The organism is Brevibacillus sp. BD137 (genome assembly GCF_041644655.1).
GTDB lineage: Bacteria > Bacillota > Bacilli > Brevibacillales > Brevibacillaceae > Brevibacillus > Brevibacillus brevis_D.
On record NZ_JAOTNO010000008.1, the window covers coordinates 130169 to 154353 of the forward strand.

Here is a 24185-nt window from a genome sequence, read left to right on the forward strand (position 1 = left end):
AATTATCCCCCAGGTTGATTTTTAATTGTTCGATTAACTTCTCTTTTCCCTTCAATTTGATAAATCACTTCAAATGAATCTGGTCTCATTGTACTCCCCGAATAAATTGGTTCAATTTTTACTGTAACTTTTTTAGGTGGTACTTCATTCAAGGCTTTGGCCCACTCAGTCTCCATCTCATACCATTTCCCGCCACTTCGATTAATCTGGCTATTTTGTGGAACTAGGTTGTCAATATCCTTCGGCCCTTTAAACTGCGCTCCTATTAAGTGTCCACCATCGTCATCAGATTTCCTACCTTGATCTTTTCCTACCGTCCTTTGTGCATATTCACTCCTGTCTCCTGTACCAAGTACAAGTGATCCTTCACATTCAATAATACGCCCTTGGCTATCCGTTCGATAAGTATAACCATCTGGTGATGTATATTCCACATTTGGTTTTAAAGCCTTTTTTCTATTTTTCCTTGTAAAATGGTCACCATAGTTTACTTTTTGATAAACTGGTGGTTTACTACCACTACCACCATTACCCATCGCCGCAGTCTCTGGTGGTTTCTCCGTATCTTGACCATTTCCTCCTCCCGATTTCTTATTTGTATTGTCTTTTTTCGGAATCTCCCCGGAATAGTCAGAATCTCCATTTGCCACTTTTCGTAACTTCTGTTCATTTGCTTGTTCCTCGTCTGGTGACCGATCCTTTTGGGTTGCTTGTGGTTCTGATCTACCCGTGCCAGACCCGCTTGCAGAACCGCCAGTCTTCCTCCCCCTACGCGATCCTGCGACTCCAAATGCCAATGAAGCCACGCCACCTGTTGCCTCGTCCAGTAGTTCCATGCCCACTTCCAGAGCAACTTCTTTTCCAATCTCTATCGATTTCTGTACCGCAGGCTTTTGCATCGCCTTTGCCAGCATGCCATCCTTCATCTTCTGGACAGCCTCCAGCTCGCTCATGTCCTCTTTTGCATTGCGCGCTGCGGTTCTCACTTTTCCCCTGCCATTTCCCGGAGATTTATTCTTCACGATAGCTTTTGCCTTTTTCGTAGCGCTTGTCGCATTCTCCGTGGCCTTGGCGACTTTCTTGCCTTTCGTGACAGCCTTTTGAGCCTTCATTCCCAGCTTTGCACCCGTAGCTCCCCAGCCTGCAAAAGGGATACACGCCGCCAAAGATAGCGCCGCTCCTGCATAGTCTCCTCGTGCGAGCGAGATTCCCGCATTCGCTAAGTCCGCTATTTCTCCCAGACCCGGAATGAGTCCCACAAGATCCAGTCCAAGCTGCAAGCCATCCAGAAATCCACCCCAGCCAGACTCTTCCTCTTCCTGCTCTTCCTCTTCCTCCTCCTGCGGCAAATCCTCCACAACCACAGGCGCCTTCGTCAGCCCAACCATCTCAATCTTCGGCGCTTGAAGATCCACTTCCCCGTCCAAAATCATGCTGCTGGTGCTGCACATGAGGTAGATCGCTTCCTTGGCCTTGATCTCGACCTTCGTATCTGACGTAATCTCCATATCCTTTTCCGAGGAAAAAACAATCGGATGCATGCTATGAATCTCAATGCCGTCCTCTTCATGCAGCTTGATAAAAATATTGCCTTCCTTGCTCTCCTTGGCAGTAAGAACGAGCTCCTTGCCGCCCATCATCAGCTCTTTGCCAAAGTTGGTTCCCCAGTACTTGATGCCGGGATTGCCCGTCTTCGCCGTGCTGCCCCCGCCTTTTCGCACGGAGCTGACTGCCATGGCACCTTCTTCATCTGGTGTGGAGAAGTACAGCTTGACGGAGTCACCCATTTGCGGCATGCAGTGAAAGCCGCTGTTGCCCTCTGCTGAATAAACCGTGGCATACGGGAACCAGCTCGCCTCTGCCTTGGGCTGCTTCGGATCGATGTCGAGGTGGATTTTGACGGTATCCTTCTGGATGTCGATGATCTTGCCTTCCAGGGCAGCTCCGCATATGTCGTCGTTGCGGATAGGGTTTTGGCGGATGCCTGCTTCGGGCATGAGTTGATAGGTGTGAATGAGAAGGGCATGGTCGATCCTCGTTGTTGACCCGGCGACGACCAGCTCTTTGCCTTGGTAGTTCACGCGGTCTCCGAGCTGGAGGACCTGTCCGCTTTCTACTTCATAGGTGAGAAAATCGTTTTCCGACATACCTGCCGCATAGCCGTTTTCTATCGTTTCCATATAGGGCGATAGCCTTTTGCTGATGGTGTAGCTCGCGTCTGTCAGTTGAGCAGTACGTCCCTCGGGCAAGCCGAACCAGAACTTGGGCGTATCTGCCACTGCCTCAGCGACGAGAATGGAACCAAAGCGGGAGGCCAGTCGCTTTAAAAACTGCCAGTCTGTCTCCTGATACTGGATGGCGATGGTCCCAAGCGGCGCTCCGCTCGAAGCATGGTCCAAATAATCCGAGCCAGGATAGTCCTTTGTGATTTCATCCAGCAGACTGGCATACGTCATTTGTTTATGCTGAAAGGAGCGCATCTTGCGCTGTCCGTCCATTCGCTGTGTATGCGAGACCGCTTCCAGCTCCAAATGGTACACACCTCGAACGAAGTTCACACTGACGGAATCCACGAGTCCTTTGAACAGTGTCTTTCTAAGCGAACCGTTTTCCACCAAATTCAGCGCGACTGTATCCTCACTCGTCGCCATCTCAATGTAATGGTCGCTTTTTTCCTCCGGGATGATACCGGTGACGAACAGTCTCGCGTGCTCATTGACTTTCTTCACGATTCTGACATCTTGCAGGCTTTGGGTTTCAAAGGGTGAGACCAACTGAATATTCTCGTATCCAGCCAGCTTCTCTGTCGTATTCATACAATCCCCCTCACTATTGCTCCTGTCCGTCGTCTTCGATGCGAATGCAGCCTCCATATATGCACATGTTCGTGCTGGTGTTTAACAGGGCGGGATGATTTTCGACGAGTACATCTGCCTTGCCATCGATCCAGGGCATGGTGACTACTGGAATGCATGGCATCGGCTTGAGTACACCGTTGTTGGCAGCAGTAGCAGCCGCGACGGTTGGATTTTTCTCGCATTTGCATTTGCCAAATGGCATGATGTTCACTTGCGGCATATAGTCATTCACGTTCATCTGTGCCTGATTGCGAATGTACACGCCATGACTAAACGGCGTTTTCAGCTTGTTCTTCTGGCTCCCGTAGTCGCACGTGAGAATTGCTCCTGCCACGACGTAGCTTTTCTTCGGAGCCGACGACGGTACAACATCGACATCTTCAATCATGGGCATGACTCATTCTCCTCCCTGCTTGCTCTGCTTTTTTCAAGCGGATACCGAAAAAGTCCCTGCGCAGCAAAGCTTCCGCCAGCCGCAAATCGATGATGATATACGGTTCGCGAATCCCTTCGATTTGAAAGATCGTATGGCGTCCAATCTTTTCTGGATCGAGAACCAGCCTTTTGAGTGAGCCATCCCTGTGAAACTCGCTTTGCTCGGACAGGCAGTTCACACGAGGCAGGATCATCAGCCAATACAAATCCTGCTTGATCCGCTCCCTGTCTACCAGCACGACGGATTTGACGAACAGCTTCGGTGCGAACTTGTGGATGATTGTCTTTAAGCGGTTGGAATAGAGCGGGATCGGTCTGTCGAGAAAATCCAGGTAGTCATTTGCTTTCTTTTGCTTGATGTCGAACTGGATGACGGCCTCGTCCAGCTCGTCCTGATATTCTGTGGTGAGCCACTCCTGCCGGATGACGTCAAAAACGCCCGTTGGCTCTACTGCACTCGCGATTCGCTCGTCCTGTGACAAGATGAAATAATTCATACTTTACTCCCCTCTCGCCAAATGACATGTCGCTCCTGAAGCTCATCCAACAGAATAGAATCCCTGGCCTCCTCCGAGAAAACGGCTCTCTCCAGAAGCGCGCCGCTAAAATTCGCTCCGGTCAAAATCGCATCTGTAAAGTCTGCGCCGCGCAGATCGGCTCCAGTAAAATCAGTCCCGGTCAAGTCCGCCCCGACGAACAAGACACCATCAAAGCCGGGTGTCTCCCACGCATCTGGTTCCAAAAGCCCCCTTGGCCCGGATGCTTCACGAAAGCTCGCGCCTAGCAGATTCGCTCCGGTAAAATCCGCTCCATGAATGAGACTGTCGCCGAAATCAACCGCTTTTAGCTGGGCACGATGCCATCTCGTTCCGACCAAAACACTTTCGCGAAGGGTTGCTTTCGTTAGCTGACTGTCAGAGAGGTCCGAATAACGAAGATCAAGACCATCGAATTGTCCTTGTCCCAGATCGAGGCCAGCCAAAACCTTGTAGCCGTATTCCAGCTCTTGCTTTTCTTCCAGCCAAGCACGGATCATCCCGGAATCTTTGTGGCGAGTGTCCAGACAATACACGATCTCGCTTTGATCCAGATATTCTCCGACACGCACCTCCAGCTCCGGCTCCTTGTCCACCTGTTGAAAGACTTCCAGCTGAACAGCCTGCACCATGGCATAACGGATCAGGTGAACGACATATTGATGAAACTTCTCTGCCTCCACGAGCTTGATCCGTTCGATATCGGGAAGTCTTACGTGTCCGGCATACGCTCTGGCAGCCTCGTTCCATTCGTCTGCGAGCCGATCCAAAAAGTGGAATGCCCAGCTCGCATCATAGCTGGTTTGACACTCTACTGGATCGAAAAACCAACTGCTGTCCGTAGCTTCCAGCAAATAATGACTGCTTCCAAGAAGAAGCTCCGTCCGCAGCATAGAATAGGTCAAGTGCGCCAGCTTGCGTTTTTCCCCTCGCTCCTGCATGTCAACGACTCGTCGGCAAATCTCTTCAAATGAACGGAGAAATTCTTTTGCAAGCCTCTCTTTATTCGCCTGATAGTAAGTATCCAAGGCATGCAGGCTGGCAATGGTTCTCTTCGGCACCTCGTGCTCCTTGAAATGCTGCAAGGCTTCCTCTCTCTCCATGCCAATCCCCCCTTCTTCTCACCGTTTTTGCATACACCAAACACACGGTTACCCGCGTGGCAACCATGTGTGTCAATTGGTTTTGAGCTCCTGCCCGACGATGCTTGTATTTCCGTCCATCTTGATGTTGCTCTCTTTGCAGGTGAGACTGATCTCCTCTTTCGCCGAGATAATCACCTTCGTGGCAGAGTCCATCAGGATATCCTTTTCGGAGACAACCTTGATATTTTTTTTGCTAAAAATCTGGATGCCGTCCGCGTCGGTCATGCGAATGAGGATTTCCCCGTCCTTTGCGCTAAGCAATACCTCCGACGGGCTGAACATCAGTTCTTTTCCGTTAGCTGTGCGGAAGTATTTGATATCGGGATTCCCGAGCTTGTTCGTTTCGCCCTCGTCTGAATTTTTCCGGACAGAGCTGATCGCAATCCCGTCACTTTCCTTGTTGCTCGGAAAATAGACGCGGACGTAGTCATCGAGCTCCGGCATGCAATACCAACCGCTGTTTCCTTCGGCCGTATAAACGGAAGAGTACGGGAACCAGTGCGCTTCGCTCTTGTTCTGGCTCTCATCGATATCGAGGTGGATTTTGACGTTGTCTTTGGAGACCTCAATGACTTTCCCCTGCACCGATGCCCCTACGATGAGCGAATTGTGGAGCGGCTTTTGGCTCATTCCTTTTTTGGACGCGAGCAAATACTTGTGCTTGAGCAAGCCTTTCCTCATCTCGGTATGGGCTTCATACACATACAGACTCTTCCCTTTGAAATCCACACCGTTGCCCAAATCGAGAACGCGATCCGTCTCTACCTCGTAAAAGATGTAGTCATTTTCATCCACGCCCTTGACCCCGTTTTCCGAGGAATGGCGGAATTCATTCAAATTTTTGCGCACCCGGTAGTGAAAATCGTCCAGCTTGCCTTTCGATGCACCCTCTGGCACACCGAAGCTGAACTTCGGCTTTTCAAAAACGGATGCTGGCATCAGTCCGGTCTGAAAACGCGAAGCCAACCGCTTGAGAAATTGCCAATCCGTCTCCTGATACTGCATGGTAAAGGAGCCTAGCTTCCCACCATTCGAGGCCATGTCCATAATGTCCATGCCTGGGTATTCTCCTGCGATTGTTTTCAAAAGGGTACCGTAGGTCATGGCTTTATTTTGAAACGAACGGCTCTTGCGCTTCACGTCGAGATTGTACGTAGGCGAGACAGCTTCGACGTACAAATAATACACGTCTCGTACGGCCTTGATGCCAATCTCCAGAACGATCCCCGCAAAAAGCGGCGTGGCGTTGCCGTCGTTATCTACCTGACTGATTTCGATCGGGGTCTGTGCTTCTGTCATTTCTACATAGCTGTCCTTCAATTCTTCTGGTACGATCCCCGTAAATGTCAGGCGAGCGTGCTCATTAATCTTTTTCGTAATCGTCAGTTCTACCAGATGCGTCAATTGATAAGGAGAGATTTGCAAATTGTTGTAGGCAATGACAGGAAGACTCATATTTTCCCTTCTCCCTTCCCATTTTCATCCGAATTGGTGGATACGAACGACAAGGAATCCATGATTCCCCAGCCTACTGGCTTCCAATCTGACAGCTCCTGCTCCGTGCAATTGAACGTGCAGAGAAGAGCGCGTCCCTGTAGCGAGACAAAGCTGATTAGGTTGTAAATGTCTGTATCCAATGCGGGTGCAACAAATTCAAAAAATCCGACGCTGGTCCCGGCAATCTCACGTATTCCTTCCTCCTGCCAACGAGCGAGCGGCTGTGTTCTCCGCAAAACCTGCTTCATGACATCCATGAAGGCTTTTAGCTGCGCAGGAGAATCCGTCAGCTTGCTCTCGGTATAGGTAAAAGCCAGGTTAATTGAAGCTGTTTCGTTCGTAAAAATCAGGGAAGGCCTACGTTCCGATGGATACTTCAGAGCTGCTACTTCTGGACTCATGATGGAAAATGTCTTGGGGATTCGAATCTGTATGAGATCGTCGAGGACGCGCTTGTCCTCCATGGGAATTTTCTCTTCACCGACTGTAATAAATGATTTGTTCACCTCATCCAGTCGATTTTTGCCCTTGGGACCAAAACGTATTGCTGCTGGCTGGGCATCCTCACCGGAAAGCTCATTCAACATGCCGATAATGCTTTCATCCATGCGCGCCATTTCCATTCACCATCCTCTCGTTAATCAACAATAACCCGCTGACGCCCGCCTGTTTTCCACTCGGTTTTTGAGGACCTTCCGCCGCTCTTGGCGTCATCCAAGATGCGTGCGAGGTATTTGAGGATCTGCAGGTTCGTGTACTCGCGGTAACCCGTTCCCATTCTGTTGCCTATATAATGAAGAACGAGCCCCCGCTCTACTCTGTCCGCATTCAAGCACTGCATGGCAAAGGCGAGATCATACGGGTGATTGGTGACCGTTTTTAGCATTTCATTCGCAAAATACCGCAGGATGTAGGGAGCAATCGTTGGCTCGTTTCTCCCGGCATGTTCGACATGAACGATATTCCACGTATTGAATTCGGTCGCCATATCGGCTAAGTCCTGATAATCCCCGCGAAGCCTTGCCCCTTGCTTGAGCTTGAAGCGCCCCAACTCCCTTTCATCAGGGCGTGACTCTAGCTCCGTATCGAGAGCATACGACGTCTCGTAAACGTAATAGTCGGTCAGCGAAGTCTCTTCCTGAAAGCGAATCTTGAGCACCGTCTCCATACCTGTGGCCTCATAAGGGATACGCTCTTCGCGTTCAAACAAGTAAATCCGTCCTTGATGCTTGACGATCCCTCTGCCGACAGTGAGGTGCCCCTCGCCTATCGTTACATCCATCCCGGAAATAATGCCGTCTGTATAATCTTGAAAGTATAAATCTACAAAATGTCGCGGGTAATCACGCAGATTCTCAAGCATCTCCCGCTTGAGAATTCGCCCTTTATGAAAATTGGGATAGAGATGGGAAAACACCGCTGTTCCCCCTTCCTGTTCATTTAAGCTGCCTGGTTATTTGCTCATTTCATCCCGTCAAAGAAATCCAGCTCGGACAAGTCACTCTCAAAAGCAAAGAAAACCTTTTTCCCCAAAGCAAGCTGTTCATTCAGACGAGCTACTGGCACGACATGGAATCCCCACTCACTGCCGCTCGCAAAAACGAAGTATTTCGACTCCCCATTTTGAATCGAGTCAGTCTCGTCCTGCGGGATATGCGTACCGTACTTACTCGCGATGTCCTCATACAATACGGTTTTGTATTGAGCGGGTTCATCCATGTACAAGTACCGCTGGCGCAGCTGGCCGTCATTTTCCTTGAGATAAAATTCAACCTCGCTCACGCCGTAGGGACGCGAGATAGAGCCATGCACGAGACTCAGCTTTTCCTGACTGTGAATGAGCACTCTCTCTTGCTTGTTATGCGTGAAGGCGGTCACAGAATACGGGACGATCGGTGCATGATTGGTAATCTGTGCTTCGATGAAACCTGCCTTTTTGGCACTTTGATAGCGCAGTGCCCCACGCAGGCAAGACAGCTTCAGGTCTGGCACCTTGCCCGCATCCTCCGACTTTTGCCGGAACTCGATACTGCGTCCAGGGACAAACTCTTTGAGCGCTTCACGGAAAACATCAATCCGGCACGACTGCCCAGTCAGCTTGATGATCGAGAAGTCAGCCAACCTTCCTTGTTGGTAAAAATCGTCCAAGAATACTCGCAAAATCTCGTAAATATCGGCCTTGATCAGGTGATTGATCTCTTTGGCGTTGAAAACGACATCAGGAAAATCAAACACATCCCGGAAGCGACCATCCTCCCATATCGACAACACCCATCGCTCGACTGCCGTCAGCTTTAGATCGGGCTCTTGGCGATTTTCTGTATCGGATGTGAAGCGATTGCGCAGAATGCCGGTCTGACGGAAAAACTCTTTTTTCATATGGTCAGCGAGGTCCCACAAAAAATGAAAATTGTTGCGGACACGCTGATACTCGTCCCGGCTCTTGTTCTCGTACTCCTTGTAGCGAGTCGGCAAAATCGCCTCGGCTTCCCGATATCTCGCTTCGAAGCGTTCATAGATAGAGTCGACGCCGTATTCATCCACATACCGGAATATTTCCGATCCAGGGATATCGATGATCTGGTCGATGTCGGTCACTTGCCGCCCTTTTCCGTAATAGTCCGCGAAGACGATTTTCATAAACTGCATGATGCGATACGTAATGTTGTTGCCGCCAAAATTGGTGTCGCCGTTTTCATAGGTCGTATCGATATCGATGCGATAGGAGATATGTCCGTCCTCAATCCGGAAATGACAAGATGACAGATCCGTCGTGCCTCCGCCGCAATCGATGACAAGCGCTTGATAGGTCTCCCCATCCAGAAAGCTGTTTTTGTCAATTTGATCGGCAATCGTGTTAAACAGGACGGCCATTCCTTCATCGAGAGCGTGCTCTGATTCAATCCGATACTCAGGCAAAATCTCGGTGAACATCTCAAGAAACTGCGTTTTCAGCTTGACCGGACTTGTGATATGCAGATGACGAAAGCGGCATTTGAATTGATGCTCGGCCATTTGTATGACGTGAAGAAGGTATTGGCGCAGGATGTCGCTTCGTTTCACAGTCGCTGTATTTCCTTGGCTGTCCATGACCTCTTCGATCTTGTGATAGCTGTTCACCCAGCGCTTGATACCTTGAAACACGGTCGCGTTCGTACTGTATCCATTCTTTTTCATGTGCCGAAGTGCTTCATAGCCGATGTGAAAGCGAACGTCATGCGGGGAGGAGCAATCCGCCACGCTGACAGCAGTCGGCAGCACCTCGATCCATTCCTCGTTTTTTTGCGTCGTATCGGGGAAGGAGACGTAATTGATCGCATTCAAGCGTATACGTCCATTCAACAAGTCGTTGCTGGAAGGGGAGCTGACATATTGATGGTCGAGAAAAGCACCCGCTGTCGTCGAGGAGGTACCAAAATCAATCGCGAGAATGGCATCTGTTTCTTCCAATTCCCTGATCTCGAGGTCAGTCACAGGTACTTTGTAGTAGTGGAGATTGACAGGCGGTAACGGATGGTCCTGATGATACGCCTTGTACAAATACTCCGAATCCTGCTTGCGAAAAAAGAGCAGACTGTAGTTTTGATTGACCGTTTTTCTCAGTTGAGCATCTTGGCAAGCGTGCAGCGTAAAATGCCCGGCTCTCCCATCATCTTTTTCCTTGCGCAGATGCAGAATACCGCATAGCTCCATATGGTCATTCACCAAAAGCACATTGGATTCGGACAAGCCTCTGGAGGACTCGACGCTATAGTTGTCCAGCCTGCCAATGGCAAGACCCATGTACAAGCACATCTTCGCTGGAATTTTGATTACATCTACACCTAGCATCGGTGTGTTTAAATATTTGTGGAGTACGGCTTCGAGGCGTTCAACACCACCTGGTACAGTACTTTCAATCAGGAGGTTTTCTTCTGCACCGCGGAAACGCAGAATCGTATGCAGCAGTCCCTCCCGATCGAGATTGTTCACGACAGAGCCGACCAGCTTCTCCTTGTAACAAATATTGCGGAGCTGAAAGGTCGTCATCTCCATCAGCTCGTCCCGTGTATAGGTCGCTTCGCCTGGATGATTGCGTTGATTTCCATCCCCGCTGCTGCCCTTTTGGAGATGAAGCTTATATGAATAGGTAGACATCCCAACTCTCCTCTCTCCCGACCTTTTGTTGGGGTCAATCGTTCAAAAACCTCTAGTAAAGTGCAACATTGTCGATTTGCATCGTTTCCTCGACATCCAAAATGCCAAAATGGTTTCGCCAATAAATCTCTGTATGGAACCGAACCGGTAGAAAAATATCCTTGATTAAAGCGAGCTTGGCTTGTGCGGTTTCACTCTCCGACTGCCCGACGTAAATCAGCAGCTCATCTTTTTCTTCGCAATTCGCGTAAATGGTAGAGTGAGAGAATATTTTTCGCATCGTATCCTTGAGCAGGTACACCGCTTCGCCAGTCTCATACAAGCGCAAAATATTGCCCGCGATAATCTCTCGCTCCTCTTTGGTAAAAAGTCGAATATTTTCCTGTACCCGACTGCCGAATAGCCCCGCTTCCAAGTCGCGCAATACAAAGCGAATGTGGTATTCACGCTTGTTCATCCCTTGCGACAGATCAATCTCGGCCAGCAGATGGATGATGATATCAAACAAGGTATGCCGAAGCTCTGCATCGTCGGAGTAATTGGCGTCAAAAAGGTCACGGAAAATATCATCGAAGCGATAGTACGGATTCACCTCTACCGTTTTTTCCACCGCTTTGGCGTTGATGGCCTCATGACTCAGCTCCATGTAGGGCGAATACACTTTGGCCGCTTTGAACTGGATGTCTTTATTGGCGATCCCGGCGCGTTTTGCACGAATAACCAAATCCCAGATGTAATTCAAGCCCATTCTCCTTCACACTTGTATTCCGGAAAATACATCTGCACCTCGGAAACGAGGAAGCTCATCATGTCTTGGAGAATAAAACTGTTCGCCCCGCGTCTCCGAAAGCCGAGAGCCATGATCTTTTTGTCATTTTCTACGCGCACATTATCGCTAATGAACGGATTCAAACCGTATGTAGCGGGAGGACGATTGTTTTTATCCCGAATCTCAACATTCACTAGCTCCAGCTGTTCAGCGGCTTCAAAGGAATGGACGATCCGGATAATCTCTCCTTTGGCCCGTACGGTCATCGCCTGCTTCCGCGCATAGCTCCCAATGAAGCTGTTTTTGCGACGATTGGACACTAATTCGTAATCCAATCTTCCGATGCGGGTCGTTACAGGCTGCGTAATTTTGCATACATTCCAAACTCCCGACTTCTCTTGAGGCGAGACGATCGTCAGCTCTTCCGGTGACCGCTTGATGTAGCGAATCAGCTCTTCATCTCCATCCACCAAATACCCGTGCTCGCTACCCGTCTTACGTAACGACAGGACATGCTCGAAGTTCACCCGGTCAATGGCAGGTACGGGAAAGCCGATGTTTTTTAAAGCCAAGCGCTCGATGTTCCACAACGGGATGACATCCAGCTTTTTGTAAGGCTCCCACTCATCGAGGGTAATCGACATTTCCAGTATCTCTTCGTCTTCTGTAAATGTGCCCTCACAGGCAACCAGAATGACATCGAAAAACTTGCTCGCGTAAGGATGATTCACTGTTTTCCACGGCATCCCGTTCTTTTGAAACATGTTGTACAGCTTTTCCAGCTCATCCATATACACGCGACTTTGTTGGAGGCGCACCTCGATTGGATAGTGATTGCCTGCCGTGTTCAGACGACCCTTGAAGGTTCGCTTGCTCATCATCAGCTCCTGAACCTTGTCGTACTCACACTCCAAAAAGATCGTCATCATGACCGCTTCTTCCTGGTTGCTGAGCTTGACCGCCAACTCTTTGCGATCACATACCTTCTTTTCCTCATCGCCAGGAATCATCGGGTATAAATACTCGTGGATTGGGTCAAAGTCATCGCGGTGGCAGAGGGTCACATAGATGTCATGCTTATCTTCCTTGTCCTCGATCTCGGAAAAAACACGCTCCTCCAGCTTCTTCTGCATCTCCTCCTGATACTCGACCAGATTGAGGAAGACACCGTTCATGATCTGTTTGAGCAACCTGCGCTGCTCCAGCTCCTCCATTTTGTTTAAACGATCCAGTACGATCTCTTTCATGGCGTTTTCGCTGCCTCCTCCTGTGTCGGGTTGGCTGTAGCTGGTGGATTAGCTTGCGGTGGCTGAACTGGCTGAGTCGCCGGAGCTGTCGCGGCTGGCGGAGCTGCTTGATTGGTCGGCACTACTGGGGGCACCGGAACTAGCTGGTACGTTGGAGCCACCGGATTGACCGGGACTGCCTGATTGATCGGAGCTGTTTGGTTCGTCGGTGCCGTCTGATTCACCGGAGATGTTTGATTTACCGGTGCGGTCTGATTTGCAGGAGCTGTCTGATTAACAGGTACCCCTTGATTCACCTGAACTACCGGAGGTTGACTCCCAGCACCCGTCCCTTGCACAGGAGGCTGACCTGCTGGCGCACCTGCCGAAGGCGGAGCAGCAGGAGGATTCAACTTCTCCTCTGCCTTTGTCACCTTGCGCTCCATCGCCAAAACCTTCTCCAGCACACCAATCTCCTGATAAATTTCCTGCGCCATCGTATACGATTGGATCGCTCCCTCGAAGTCTTGCGCTGCATAGCTCTCGTCGCCTTGCTTCTCCAGCTTGTCGCCGTCGAGCGTCTTCTTTTCCTTATCGATACCTGTCTTTTTGGAAGCTACTTCGTCCAGCTTGGTACGCAGCTCTTTTTCTCCTGTTACAAAGGAAGTTTCCAACGCCAGCTTGCGCGCCTTTTGGTAATAGGCTTCCGCACCAGCGTAATCCTGCCCCTCAAACAAGAGATCGCCTTCCTTTTTCCACTGCATGACGAGCACAGACGATTGCGTCTTTTCTTTTTTCTCCAAAATCTCCGATTCGTTAAAATCATCGCGCCCTTTCATTTCCTTGAGCGCCTTGTCGTACTTATCCAATGCTTTGGTATACTGCTCATCCTTTACAGCCGTATCTCCATCCACGATCAACTGTGTAATGCGGATCTTTTTGGCCAAGAGAGTAGCCTGGATTTTGTTTTTCACGATATTTGCAGCATTTCGGGCATCGCTGTACGCCTTGAGTGCCTTCGGATAATCGCCCTCCGCAATGAAAGCGTCTCCGGCTGTTTCATGCTCGAACATCCCTGTCGCAGCATCCGCAATGCGCTCCGCTTCCTTCATCTTGAACAGCAGAGCGCCGCCTCCAGCCAAAGCAAGCACGAGAAGGATGAGTGCCACCCTTTTGATGATCCGCCACTTTTTTTGCGGGTCTGTCTTGAAAATTTTGTTCGCAAAAATAGCAGCCACCGTGTAGTTTTGAACGACATGCTCCTGCTTGCTCAAAAGCACGTCCTCCAGCGTATCGATCCAGGCTTCTGGATCTTTCGCCTCTTGTAGCCCGTCCTGCATTTCGGCCGGATTCACCTTTTCCCACAGACCAGGGGTAGCAAGCAGAAAAACATCACCGTCATAGAGCGGGAGCTTCTTGGAGACAAACGGACGAAATTCATTGGGTGTCCCCAAATAGCTCAAGAGATTATGGCGCTCCTCATGCTGATCAAGCGCGTCCTCTGCAATTTCCTCCCCATCCACCATCTGTTGGGCAAGACTCTGATCCTTGCTCTGCCATTGCAGTCGGCCATTGCGAAACTGATACAGCCGAGTGTTACCAGCAACCCCGTACCTCACTCTGGCATAGTCCGTTACGATTACGGTCAGGCTCGCTTTTAGTCTGACGCGATGGCTCTCAGCTTGCAGGACACGATGCGCCTCCTGCAAATAGCGGCGAATGCGATAACGCGAAATGGACGGCTTCTGCAAAAAGTAGCCCAGAACGCTTTTGGCCGCCAACTCTGCACTCTCTACTTCCTGATCGTTATCCAATCCACGAGCGATTACCCAGCACGCGATATCATCCAGCTGTGCGTAGGCAAAGTAATCCTTGTTGCGAACGAAGCTGCCTGATTCGGATAGAAACCCGGTAATGAATTCACTGTTGTCCTTTCTCATTCGTACTACCCGCTCCCCCGTTACCAGCCTTTTTCCAGGATGAGAATGGTTGCGTTGTCCTGATTGGCTTTTTGCTTGCTTTCCACCGCTTCAATGATTTGGTCAGCCGCGTCATGGGCAGCGATATTTTGGAACAAAATCTGCTCCAGCTCCATCTCGGTTAACGTATCGTAAACGCCGTCACTACAGAGAATGACCTTGTCTCCCTTTTCAAGCGGAAACGGCTCACGACCAATTTCGATATTTTGAAAGTTATCGTAGCCCAAGTAGTTGATTAACTGTTTTTTCTGCGGATGCTCCAACGCCTCGTCCTTCGTAATCTCACCGGACAGAAAACGCGCCTCCAGCACCGACTCATAAATGTCTTTTTGATTGATTGGAATGAATTCTCCATTCCGGAAAACGGTAATGATACTGTCTCCCACCGCTCCCCAATACAGCTTGTCCTCAACAATTACGCCAGCGACCAGTGTTGTCCCACCCCGACTTCCTCTTAAGGCCTGCAAAATCTCCGAATTGGCAAGAAAAGCAGCCCGGGAAAAGAAGAGGGAGATATGCTTCGGGTTGTCCAGCTTAGTAAATTCACGGATAAATGTAGTCACAGCAAGCGTTGAAGCAAGTCTTCCGTTAGCCAATCCACTGATTCCATCAGCCAAGACTGCAATCGTCCCATGAGACGATGTTGCTGTCGAAAAGTAATCATCCTGTTCTTCTCGCCTGCCGATCGTCTGTCCATTTCCGATCTGGATGACGGGATTCATTTCTTCCCGGATCAAAGCTGCACGCAGACGAAACAAAAGAGTAATGGCAATGATCACGCCAAGGACGACCAGATACGGGATTGCGCCCTGTTGAAACATGCTCATCATTCCTTGCCTTTGTTGGAGTTGTCCCACTCGAAGTGAACACCGCACAGCGGGATGAAAATAAAGGTACTCTTTCCTAGCTGGAGCACATCGTACGCAGTAAGCTCGACTGGTGTGTACACCGCTTCATTGTTATGATAGGCAAGCCCCGATGCATCACCTGGGAGCAAGTAAAAGTTGCGTTTTTTCGGATCGTAGACAATCACCGCATGATTGCGGCGAGAGATCGCGTTGTCTCCGACGATTCGGATATGCATATCCTCTGCGCGACCGATGAAGTTCTTTTCCGCCATAATGCGGTAATCTTGACCTTGTTGCGGCCCCTCAATACATACCAGCCATCCGGTAACAGGTTCGATCCCTTCTGTTTCCCCCAGATATGGCATCGTCTTATCGTCGTCCGCTACTCTCGCCAGTGCTTTGTTGTCCGGTTTCGCCCCAGGCTCGACGACCATACTGCAATAAGGGCAGGTGCTTCCGTGTTTTCTGGTGCTAAACATGTGACCATTCGCGCATCTTGTCAAACTCATTCTTCTGCTCCCCCGTTTCGTTCCGTGCAAGGACGATATGTATGTGTAAAAGCGATGTTTCCCCCGTTGTTATTTCAGCAACAAGCGGGTATTGGCTATGTAAATGATGTCGCCAGCCTTCACTTTATGCGGCTGTTCAATCTCTAGCTTGCTCTTGTCGCGTTTGTTCGGCTGCTTGATGCCCGTGCCATTTTTGGAGTGAATATCCTCGATGAACCAGTCCCCGGACGCTTGATTCAAAACAGCATGCTGCTTGCTGATCAAGGCAGCGTATTCCGCGTCCGCCAAGTCGATGTCAACCTCGTTTTGCGCGGAGCTTTTGCCTATCAAAAGGGATGTCTCCCCTTGGATCAACCACTCCTTCACGCTCTCTCCCTCTTCATCTAATAGAACCAGTTTGGTGACGCCATCCTCTTTCTTTGGCTCCGGTTCGTCGGGGCTTCCGAATCTGACGATAATGACCCCGAACAAAAAGAGTCCGAAGGCGATTCCTGTAAAAATTTTCAGAGCGTTGCTGTCCGTATAACCAAAGACATAAATGAGTGCACTAATCACAAGAATGGAAATCAACAGCTCTATGAGCTTCACTCTGATGGACTTTTGGTATCCTTTTTTCTTCGCCACGTCTTAACCCCCAATCAACTACCTCAAAATGCTCTTGTTCAAAAATTTGTCTTTTCAGCACCGAGAAAGTTACGTGAACCTAAAGAAGGAGGAGCGCAGTGTAGGGGACCTACATGAGCACCGGACTTCAAAGGTGAACGTAAATTTCGATGCCGAATTAACTTCGAGAATGACTTCGTGATCAAAAGACGAATTTTTGAACTTCCTTGTAAGAAAAATGCTCCGAGCTTTGGGAGAATGGTGTATGTATGGACATCCATCCAAAGACAGGAGCAGGTTGCTACTACCTCTATGTCATGAAAGAGCTGTCATCCAAGCCCGATTTTTCCCTCTTATTTTTTCTTCATGCGAAAAAACTGTTCAAACATATCTGTCGTATCCAGTGGATTTTTCTTTTCGGATTTCATGGTGTTTGGGTTAATCTCACCTGTCTTCGGATGAAAACCAAAAAATCGTTCAAAGGTGCTCCCCAAATCTTCGAAGTTCACACCTGGTGCAGACTGCGCTTGCTGTTTGCTTTGTCCTTGTTTTGTGCTGCTTGTATGACTGGTCTGCTGTTGCTTCTTCTGCTGAAAAGCTTCGTAACGCGCGTCGTACGCCTCGCGCAAGGCCGGGTCTTGCAATGTCTGATAGGCCTCGGTAATTTCTTTAAAGATTCGCTCTGACTCCATGCTCCCGGCATTGACATCCGGATGATGCTGCTTTGCCAGTTGACGGTATGCTTTTTTGATGTCATTCGTGGAAGCTTGTTTGGTTAGCCCCAGAATCTCATAATAATTTTTCATGTGCGCACCCTCTGTCTGGCAATGATTTTCGTTATTTTGTAGAGCCGTACCTCGAACACGGCTTTCGAGGTACGGCTCTTCCTACCTTACTTCTCTCAAAACCTAAACAGCGTAGCCGCCTTCGATTTTGGTGAATTCGGTTTTGTCTTTCTTTTGCTTGATGAAGATGCTGAATGTTCCTACACCCTCGGTATCGCCGAAGCTCTCGTTGTAATCTACTACGAATGCGTTCGGGAAGTAGATTTTGCGGATCACTTGATCAGCAGCGATTACTTCCAGTGTTACTTTGCGGTAGCAATCCGCTTTTTCTGCTGGTACCAAAGACCAGAGAGCCAGCTTCATGGTGTCATCCGCACTGTCACCATCTGTTGCAGTGATGATTTTGCCAGTCAGTCTCAGTGTTGCACCCACATCTGTGGAGCGCGCGTTGGAATCGTCTGGCGTGTCAGTGTCGTACTTTACTGTCTGAATGTTGTCCATGCCCAGTTCAATTGTTTCAGAACCTTCTACTTTGAGTCGAAAACCCATGGATAAAACCTCCTTGAAATGAGATCTTGCTCTCGAAATACCTGATTGGCTTCGAGGCTTATGTGTAAGGGTGCGTTTTGGGAAACACACCTCTAACCACCTGCGTAATGTGTCAAAAAGTTTCATAAACAGCTCTCCAGGGGATCAATGCTATGCTTTGACCGGAGTCGTTCCTTTAGTGATGGTGACCTCCAGGTTTTTCACATTGCCGTTGAACACCAGATCGATATGGCACAGATTGCTCTTGTCATCGATGATGTAGCTCATGTCATCGCCGTCGTGAATAATGGAGTTCACGAAGCCTCGTGTGCCCAGCCATTTGCTTTTTTGGCTGCTCGGATTGTTACTGAAGAACTTCACGATGTTATCGTGTTTGAAATCACCCGTCTGGAAGCGGAGAATCCGCTCGATATAGGTGCTGACAAGTGTCTTGTAGATAGAATCAAAGCCGTCCTCTGCCATAGCGAGGCTGCGTGCCTTGTACACCGTAATGCGCTTGATATCTTTGCCTTGGATTTGTGCATTTTCCGAAGAGAAGACGAATCCAAAGTTTTTGCGATTGATGGAATCTTTGATGTTGTTGGTGAAGCCGGAGATTTCTTTGGCCATTGTGGTAATGGCGCGCAATCCATTTTCACCTGCTTCGATGTCAAAGCGCACACCCGGATATTCGCGGCTCACCACTTTGAAGGTTTCGCGTAAGTATTCTGGACACTGGTACGCTGCCACGACACCAGCAGCTACATAGCTGGCACCGACATAAACACCCTCGATCCACAGCTTCAGGATGTCTTCTTTTTCCTGGGACAGCTTCACGCCGTCTTCGGTTTGCAGCATTCTGCTGTCGATGACAACTCCTGATTTATCTTTGGGAATAATCGTGAAGTTCGGAATGCACGGGATTGCGAATTCACTGAATTCCTTGCGCACCAGAATTCCGCACTTGTCGATGTATTTATCAATGCCCGCTGTCGCCATGCTGTTGAAGGTTGTTTCTTCACCTGTACTGAAGCTGAAGAACACTTGCACTTTGAAGTCCTTGACGACCTGGAGCAGCATGGTGAGCGATTCCATCGTATTGCCGTCCTGCTTGACGACTTTTTCGTTGCCACGGAAACGCTCGCGAGTTACTTGTGCTTTTCCGGCGGAATCCATATCAACGGATGGAACGATTCCAAACCAGATCGTATCTGTGAAGTCGTTTTTCGCGTTGACCGTGTTCAGATAGGTCTCCAGACGTGGAATGTTGCTGCTTTTCACGAGCATGTCGAGCTTCGTATTCGTGATCAGCATAGCTGGCTGCATGCCTTTGTTCTTGGTCACGTACTGATCGAAGAACATCTTCACGCCCAAAATTTTCTCAACCAAAGGCTTCACCGTTTTTACGAAGTCGTCCTTGGCGTTTTTATAGAACTCGAGATACGTATTGTAGTTCTGTACTTCTGTCTCAATGTTGACTTCGGTATGTACCGTCGGCAGTGGGCAGAAGGTGCGCACCACGAGATCTTTTACATAGGAGGATGGCGTCTCAGTGATCGACTCGTAATCCTCTTCGAAAACGTTCATCAGTCCGTTTCCGCTGTTTTCATCGAGAACCATCAGCTCGCGGCTGTCACTCTTTGGTGCCTCGATGATCTTCAGTTCTCCGTCTTCTCCAATCGTCAGCATCCCGATCTGAATCGCTTCGGATTGGTTCTCCTCTTGTGCGCCGCCCAAGAGCAGTCGTGTCTTGATATCTTCAATCGCCAGCGGCAGCATCGCCATGACGTTGTTGTAGTTTTTGCTGGCATCCTCGAACATCGTGTTCAGCTTGTCACCGAGATCGAGCTTCTTCGGATCGCCATCATCGAGCTTTTCGTAATGACCGTACAAGTAGTGGATCTCTTTGCGCACCTGACGAATGTCATCCATCACTTTTTTCGGAGAAATCATATCGAGCAAATTCTCGAATTTGAAATCCACGTTGGTGATCCCTTGGCTGCGCTTCGTATCAATCAGGGTAAACAGCATTTTCAAGAAGTCGTTGCTCTGATCGATCTTGATCTCGGAAATCGCATCCTCTGCAATTCCGTCAGGCTTCTTCAAGGTGTACATCACTTTTTGGTTCGCTGCATTGTAGAACGAATACACGCTCGGGGAGAACTTGTCCAAAAACTCATCGAAGCTGCGCACGAGAAGATGCTCGTTGATCTCCTTGATCTTGTCGTCGCTGAGACTATCAATGCCTTTTACATCTCCAACAATGGTGATCAGGTCCAATTTTTCCGGGTTGATCTCTTCGAACAGCATGGTTCGGTTGGTCTGGTTAATAATGTCCATAAATGGCCCCTTTCTGTTGTCTGCATAACCACTTAGTCCTACTTGATAAATGATGAGTCCTACTTCACGAGTAAAGATACAAAACGTGACATTTATACCAAAAACAAACAAAAAATCTTGCCTCTAAATTAAACTTTGCCCGCATTATTTGTCAACATTCCGTGGATTGTGACAAATTTCCTATACCAATACGACCATTCTCAGTATTTCGACCCATTTTATTCCACAAATCTTCCTTTTCTTGGATTCCCGTTTTATGCTGAAGACACAGAGTCTCCTTTCCTAGGTCTTCGGAAAAATAGGGATAAGCCTCGCCTTGTCCCCTCTCTTACTAGGAAAGTAGCACAAGGACTGATAGATAATTCTCCCTAGTTGCCGCTGGGGAGCATTATGCATTCACTTCATATTTACAAAAATAGGTGCAATTAACTTTTATATACATCGGCAATAGGAAACCGATTTTTTATACGAACAACCATTTATAGGTAAATCGTCCCATTTTAGTAAGTCATGAACTTTTTAAAATTTTTTTCAGAAAAAAGGTGAATGTATGTACAAAAATCGTCAGTCAACCCTCTCTCTGCCGCCACTTTTTCGAATGATGGTCATCGGACTGCTCCTCCCCATGCTCTTCTTGTCCGCCCCTCTAACTGCTGGGGCAAATGGAACAGCAGAGGCGGGAGTAGACGCGGTCTTTGTCGTTGATACGAGTAATTCCATGAACAAAACGGACCCTGGCAAAACAGCCGCAGAGGTCATGAGTATGTTCATTGATATGAGCGAAGCCACCCGTACCCGCATTGGCTTTGTCGCCTATAATGATCGAATTGTACAAGCTCAGTCTCCGGCGAGCATGGCCGAAGCAAGAAATCGGGAACAGCTCAAGCGAACCATTCAAGGGTTGCGTTACTCTGGGTATTCCGATTTGGGACTCGGTTTGCGCAGAGGGGCAGAGATGATTGAAAAAGCAAAGGACCCGGCTCGCAAGCCATTTTTGATCCTTCTGTCAGACGGGGGAACAGATTTGCGGCAAAATGCGGGTGGCAGGAGTGTGGCAGCATCCAACAAGGACGTGGAGACCGTTATCTCGAAGGCAAAAGCGCAAGGCTATCCGATCTATACGATTGGTCTCAATAACGATGGCTCCGTCCAGAAGGAACAATTGAAAAAAATCGCAGAAGCAACAGGCGGAACTTCCTTTGTCACACAAAGTACAGATGATCTGCCTGAAATCTTCAATCAGATTTTTGCCAAGCATATTCAATCCCAGCTCGTATCCGTGGCGGCCATGACAGCTACCGGGGGCTTGCAGGAAGTGACCGTGACCATACCTAACTCCAGCATGCAGGAAGCGAACATCATCTTGTTGTCCAACAATCCGCTGCTGGAATCGCAAGTGTACTATCAATCGCAGAATGTCCATTTTATGAAATCCCAAAAATACTCGCTGATGAAAATAGAAAAGCCGAAGAAGGGGAACTATCTCGTTAAATTTAGGGGTAAACCTGGGGATTTGGTGAAGATCAATTTACTGGGGAATTACAGCTTGATGGCTGGTGTAGAGGTCAAGCCTGAACCGGTTATCAAAGGGAATCCGGCCACGTTTACTACCTATCTCCAGCATCTGGAGGGACGACTGGATGACAAGGATGTGTACGCATCCATGCAGGCAGAACTGATCGTAAAAGATCTCGTGGGGAAAAAAGAAGAGAAGGTCCCGATGAAGAATCTTGGCGATAGCTTTACAGTCGACTACGTCTTCCCTCACACGGGCAAGTACGAGTGGAAAATCTTCATGAACGGCCCGGACTTTTATCGCGAAACGGCGACGAGCGTTTATGACATTACGAATATCGCGCCAGTTGCTGCCTCGGTCAATACCTTGATGATTGAGAAGGAAAACGGCGAGCAGGCTATCGATTTGGGTTCGTTCTTCATAGATGCCAATAACGACAAGCTCACCTATACCATCGTCACCGCTGATCCGGAAGAACGATTTGTCGCTACGATTCAAGACACGGCTCTGAAGCTGTCACCAGAGAAAAGCGGTACATCTGAAATCACCATCACCGCCACGGATGCAGAAGGCGCAAGCGTCACAGGCCCGCTTGTCATTACCGTGCACTCGGTATGGGATCGTTACATCACCATCGGCATGATTGTGTTGCTCGTTGCTGCGATCGGCTACGGTGTTTACCTGCTTACACGTCCCAAGCCAGCGTTTGTAGGTCGTCTGGAGGGGTATTTCCTGCACACAGCAAGCGGCAACGACATCCCTGTCAAGTTTTGGCCTCTCGCCTCCTTTGGCAAGAAGCAGCGGATCACCTTGCAGGAGCTGTTCACCAGTTTGGATGTGAATGAGCATTTGCCCGAAGCACAAAAGATTTACCTCCAGCCGGGAAAAAATCAGACGCTGCTCTTGGTCAATCATAGTCACTGCACAGTTGAGCGGGGCAAGGAAACCATGCCCCGACATAAAAAGCTCGTCCTCCAATACAACGACAAGGTGTATGTGACCTTCGAGGATCGGATGACCGAGATCGAAATTCGCTTTAAGAAATCGTCTAGTGAGGAAGCTTCTTAAGAGAGAAGCGTGCCTTTCCCTTCCAAATCAGATGCTCTGCACGAATCGCTGTCGCAAACAGTTTGAGTGTGGGGCATCTTTTTTTCGAGTCGACAGCCAATCCCCACATAATGACATTCGCCAGCAGCAGCGGAACATCAGGGTTCCTTGTTCGAATCGCCGGCAAGGTATCCTCAATGACTCTTGCCGCCACATCAACGGGACGCTCTTTGGTCAGACAGTAATACAGCGTGGCAGCCAGGCTGTAAATATCCGAGACTACTCCTTGCTTGGATTGACCCGAGTAAAACTCAAGCGGTGAATATCCTTCAGTCGTCACAATCGGCTTGGGTTCATCACTCACGAAGTAGATCGCGGAGCCAAAATCAATCAGCATAGGTTGTCCAGCTTCTGTGACCAAGATATTTTTGGGCTTAATATCGCGATGTATGATGCCTTTTTTGTGCAAATAGTCTAATCCGTCAAAGATCGGAACTACCGTCTGATGCAAAAATGCTCCCAGATCAAGCTCGGTTTGGGCCAATACATACGCATCCAGCGTCTTCCCTTTGCAAAAGTCCACGACGAGATAACCTGTGCCATTTTCGGCAAAATGGTCGATGTATCCGATGATATTTGCATGATTCAGTTCCTTGTGCAGGGACGCCTCATGCCAAAAGCTGTCTAGCAGCCTGTCGAATTTGGTTTTTAACGATGGTCTGCGACAAATGACCTTCACGTGATCCAAATCCCGCATTGCCAATGCTTGAGGGAAAAACTCTTTGAGAATGAGTGTCCGCTTGCTTTTCAAATGGTAGACCACATACACATTCGACAGCTCACTTGTGGAAATGATCTTTTTGATCCGATAAGCTTTTTGCAGGATCGTGCCTTTTTTCAGACCTCTTTCCCGTTCTACCTGTCCCATGTCATGGCCTCCCCTATCTTTCCTCTCAAAAAATGATAACGAAAGATGGGGGATTATGGCAATATAAAGAAAAGTATGGAGAGGGGAATGATTGATCATGGCACATTTGGAATCGTTGCTTCACGTACAAATTCCTGTGAAAAATTTGGAAGAGGGCATTGACTGGTACTGCAATCACCTTGGTTTTTCCTTGCAAGCGCGGTATCGTACTTCCGCTTTTCTCGCCCTGTCTGCGGGACCCACCTTGATGATATGGGAAACGGATGAGCAGACGTCCACAACCTTTACCGTTGATCAGCAACCCATGCCTGTCTTTTTGTATACCACTTCCGATGTGCATGCACTCCATGATTATTTGCAGGCACATGAAGTCTCGATTACCCACTACCAAAACGATGGCTTCGGTTGGGTGCTCAAGTTTTTTGACCCGAGCGGAAACATGTGGGGAGTCATTCAGAAGAACAACTAGTCAGTTGGATATGGCAAAAATAAAAAGAAG

Annotated in this window: 20 protein-coding genes; 2 read left to right on the forward strand and 18 right to left on the reverse strand. The window is 48.9% G+C overall.

Annotated features, from left to right (window positions below; all coding sequences use genetic code 11):
• Positions 1-2 precede the first annotated feature (2 nt).
• The 17 genes from ODZ53_RS18450 to ODZ53_RS18530 form a co-directional block, all read right to left on the reverse strand.
• Positions 3-2816 (reverse strand): DNA/RNA non-specific endonuclease, encoded by a 2814-nt coding sequence (locus tag ODZ53_RS18450; protein ID WP_372678980.1) that lies wholly within the window; start codon positions 2814-2816, stop codon positions 3-5.
• 13 nt (positions 2817-2829) lie between these two features.
• A complete protein-coding gene (locus ODZ53_RS18455; protein ID WP_015892706.1) occupies positions 2830-3252 on the reverse strand; it encodes a DUF4280 domain-containing protein in 423 nt (140 codons plus the stop codon).
• Positions 3239-3790 carry an imm11 family protein gene (locus tag ODZ53_RS18460; RefSeq protein ID WP_372678983.1) on the reverse strand — a complete coding sequence of 184 codons (552 nt, stop codon included), beginning with the start codon at positions 3788-3790 and terminating at the stop codon, positions 3239-3241. The genes ODZ53_RS18455 and ODZ53_RS18460 overlap by 14 nt, the downstream gene beginning before the upstream one ends.
• Positions 3787-4932 (reverse strand): pentapeptide repeat-containing protein, encoded by a 1146-nt coding sequence (locus ODZ53_RS18465; protein ID WP_372678985.1) that lies wholly within the window; start codon positions 4930-4932, stop codon positions 3787-3789. The genes ODZ53_RS18460 and ODZ53_RS18465 overlap by 4 nt, the downstream gene beginning before the upstream one ends.
• A gap of 72 nt (positions 4933-5004) precedes the next feature.
• Complete coding sequence (locus ODZ53_RS18470; protein ID WP_372678987.1) at positions 5005-6429, reverse strand: contractile injection system protein, VgrG/Pvc8 family; 1425 nt, start codon at positions 6427-6429, stop codon at positions 5005-5007.
• Positions 6426-7094, reverse strand: a complete 669-nt coding sequence (locus tag ODZ53_RS18475; RefSeq protein ID WP_372678989.1) for a hypothetical protein — start codon at positions 7092-7094, stop codon at positions 6426-6428. The genes ODZ53_RS18470 and ODZ53_RS18475 overlap by 4 nt, the downstream gene beginning before the upstream one ends.
• Positions 7095-7108: 14 nt before the next feature.
• Positions 7109-7888, reverse strand: a complete 780-nt coding sequence (locus ODZ53_RS18480; RefSeq protein WP_372678991.1) for a DNA and RNA helicase — start codon at positions 7886-7888, stop codon at positions 7109-7111.
• Positions 7889-7932: 44 nt separating this feature from the next.
• Positions 7933-10608: a molecular chaperone gene (locus ODZ53_RS18485; RefSeq protein ID WP_372678993.1), complete on the reverse strand. Its 2676-nt coding sequence runs from the start codon at positions 10606-10608 to the stop codon at positions 7933-7935.
• A gap of 52 nt (positions 10609-10660) precedes the next feature.
• Positions 10661-11356, reverse strand: a complete 696-nt coding sequence (locus tag ODZ53_RS18490) for an iron-dependent peroxidase (RefSeq protein WP_173606930.1) — start codon at positions 11354-11356, stop codon at positions 10661-10663.
• Positions 11347-12624, reverse strand: coding sequence for a hypothetical protein (locus ODZ53_RS18495; protein ID WP_016743186.1), 1278 nt, complete (start codon positions 12622-12624; stop codon positions 11347-11349). The genes ODZ53_RS18490 and ODZ53_RS18495 overlap by 10 nt, the downstream gene beginning before the upstream one ends.
• On the reverse strand, positions 12621-14543 hold the full coding sequence (locus ODZ53_RS18500; RefSeq protein ID WP_372678995.1) for a PP2C family protein-serine/threonine phosphatase: 1923 nt from the start codon (positions 14541-14543) through the stop codon (positions 12621-12623). Before ODZ53_RS18500 ends, ODZ53_RS18495 begins: the two co-directional genes overlap by 4 nt.
• A gap of 20 nt (positions 14544-14563) precedes the next feature.
• Entirely contained in the window at positions 14564-15403 is an 840-nt protein-coding gene (locus ODZ53_RS18505; RefSeq protein ID WP_015892716.1) for a PP2C family protein-serine/threonine phosphatase, read from the reverse strand.
• Positions 15404-15408: 5 nt separating this feature from the next.
• Positions 15409-15939 carry an FHA domain-containing protein gene (locus tag ODZ53_RS18510; RefSeq protein ID WP_015892717.1) on the reverse strand — a complete coding sequence of 177 codons (531 nt, stop codon included), beginning with the start codon at positions 15937-15939 and terminating at the stop codon, positions 15409-15411.
• A gap of 69 nt (positions 15940-16008) precedes the next feature.
• On the reverse strand, positions 16009-16563 hold the full coding sequence (locus tag ODZ53_RS18515) for an FHA domain-containing protein (RefSeq protein WP_064202727.1): 555 nt from the start codon (positions 16561-16563) through the stop codon (positions 16009-16011).
• A gap of 332 nt (positions 16564-16895) precedes the next feature.
• Complete coding sequence (locus ODZ53_RS18520; RefSeq protein ID WP_064202726.1) at positions 16896-17348, reverse strand: J domain-containing protein; 453 nt, start codon at positions 17346-17348, stop codon at positions 16896-16898.
• A gap of 102 nt (positions 17349-17450) precedes the next feature.
• Positions 17451-17876 carry a hypothetical protein gene (locus ODZ53_RS18525; RefSeq protein ID WP_015892720.1) on the reverse strand — a complete coding sequence of 142 codons (426 nt, stop codon included), beginning with the start codon at positions 17874-17876 and terminating at the stop codon, positions 17451-17453.
• 150 nt (positions 17877-18026) lie between these two features.
• A complete protein-coding gene (locus ODZ53_RS18530) occupies positions 18027-20195 on the reverse strand; it encodes a transcriptional regulator (RefSeq protein ID WP_372678999.1) in 2169 nt (722 codons plus the stop codon).
• A gap of 550 nt (positions 20196-20745) precedes the next feature.
• On the opposite strand from ODZ53_RS18530, the gene ODZ53_RS18535 reads away from it, so the two are divergent.
• Positions 20746-22779, forward strand: coding sequence for a VWA domain-containing protein (locus ODZ53_RS18535; RefSeq protein ID WP_372679001.1), 2034 nt, complete (start codon positions 20746-20748; stop codon positions 22777-22779).
• Here the strand turns inward: ODZ53_RS18535 and ODZ53_RS18540 are convergent.
• The gene (locus tag ODZ53_RS18540; RefSeq protein ID WP_372679003.1) at positions 22760-23686 is read right to left on the reverse strand and encodes a serine/threonine protein kinase; all 927 of its coding nucleotides are present in this window, start codon (positions 23684-23686) and stop codon (positions 22760-22762) included. The genes ODZ53_RS18535 and ODZ53_RS18540 overlap by 20 nt on opposite strands.
• A gap of 97 nt (positions 23687-23783) precedes the next feature.
• Here ODZ53_RS18540 and ODZ53_RS18545 point away from each other — a divergent pair, with 97 nt between their 5' ends.
• Complete coding sequence (locus ODZ53_RS18545) at positions 23784-24155, forward strand: VOC family protein (RefSeq protein WP_142498609.1); 372 nt, start codon at positions 23784-23786, stop codon at positions 24153-24155.
• Positions 24156-24185 lie beyond the last annotated feature (30 nt).

Coding starts and splice junctions, on each gene's coding strand:
- ODZ53_RS18450 (WP_372678980.1), bottom strand. CDS start 2,816: ATGAATACGACAGAGAAGCTGGCTGGATACGAGAATATTCAGTTGGTC.
- ODZ53_RS18455 (WP_015892706.1), bottom strand. CDS start 3,252: ATGCCCATGATTGAAGATGTCGATGTTGTACCGTCGTCGGCTCCGAAG.
- ODZ53_RS18460 (WP_372678983.1), bottom strand. CDS start 3,790: ATGAATTATTTCATCTTGTCACAGGACGAGCGAATCGCGAGTGCAGTA.
- ODZ53_RS18465 (WP_372678985.1), bottom strand. CDS start 4,932: ATGGAGAGAGAGGAAGCCTTGCAGCATTTCAAGGAGCACGAGGTGCCG.
- ODZ53_RS18470 (WP_372678987.1), bottom strand. CDS start 6,429: ATGAGTCTTCCTGTCATTGCCTACAACAATTTGCAAATCTCTCCTTAT.
- ODZ53_RS18475 (WP_372678989.1), bottom strand. CDS start 7,094: ATGGAAATGGCGCGCATGGATGAAAGCATTATCGGCATGTTGAATGAG.
- ODZ53_RS18485 (WP_372678993.1), bottom strand. CDS start 10,608: ATGTCTACCTATTCATATAAGCTTCATCTCCAAAAGGGCAGCAGCGGG.
- ODZ53_RS18490 (WP_173606930.1), bottom strand. CDS start 11,356: ATGGGCTTGAATTACATCTGGGATTTGGTTATTCGTGCAAAACGCGCC.
- ODZ53_RS18495 (WP_016743186.1), bottom strand. CDS start 12,624: ATGAAAGAGATCGTACTGGATCGTTTAAACAAAATGGAGGAGCTGGAG.
- ODZ53_RS18500 (WP_372678995.1), bottom strand. CDS start 14,543: ATGAGAAAGGACAACAGTGAATTCATTACCGGGTTTCTATCCGAATCA.
- ODZ53_RS18505 (WP_015892716.1), bottom strand. CDS start 15,403: ATGTTTCAACAGGGCGCAATCCCGTATCTGGTCGTCCTTGGCGTGATC.
- ODZ53_RS18510 (WP_015892717.1), bottom strand. CDS start 15,939: ATGAGTTTGACAAGATGCGCGAATGGTCACATGTTTAGCACCAGAAAA.
- ODZ53_RS18520 (WP_064202726.1), bottom strand. CDS start 17,348: ATGAAAAATTATTATGAGATTCTGGGGCTAACCAAACAAGCTTCCACG.
- ODZ53_RS18525 (WP_015892720.1), bottom strand. CDS start 17,876: ATGGGTTTTCGACTCAAAGTAGAAGGTTCTGAAACAATTGAACTGGGC.
- ODZ53_RS18530 (WP_372678999.1), bottom strand. CDS start 20,195: ATGGACATTATTAACCAGACCAACCGAACCATGCTGTTCGAAGAGATC.
- ODZ53_RS18535 (WP_372679001.1), top strand. CDS start 20,746: ATGTACAAAAATCGTCAGTCAACCCTCTCTCTGCCGCCACTTTTTCGA.
- ODZ53_RS18540 (WP_372679003.1), bottom strand. CDS start 23,686: ATGGGACAGGTAGAACGGGAAAGAGGTCTGAAAAAAGGCACGATCCTG.
- ODZ53_RS18545 (WP_142498609.1), top strand. CDS start 23,784: ATGGCACATTTGGAATCGTTGCTTCACGTACAAATTCCTGTGAAAAAT.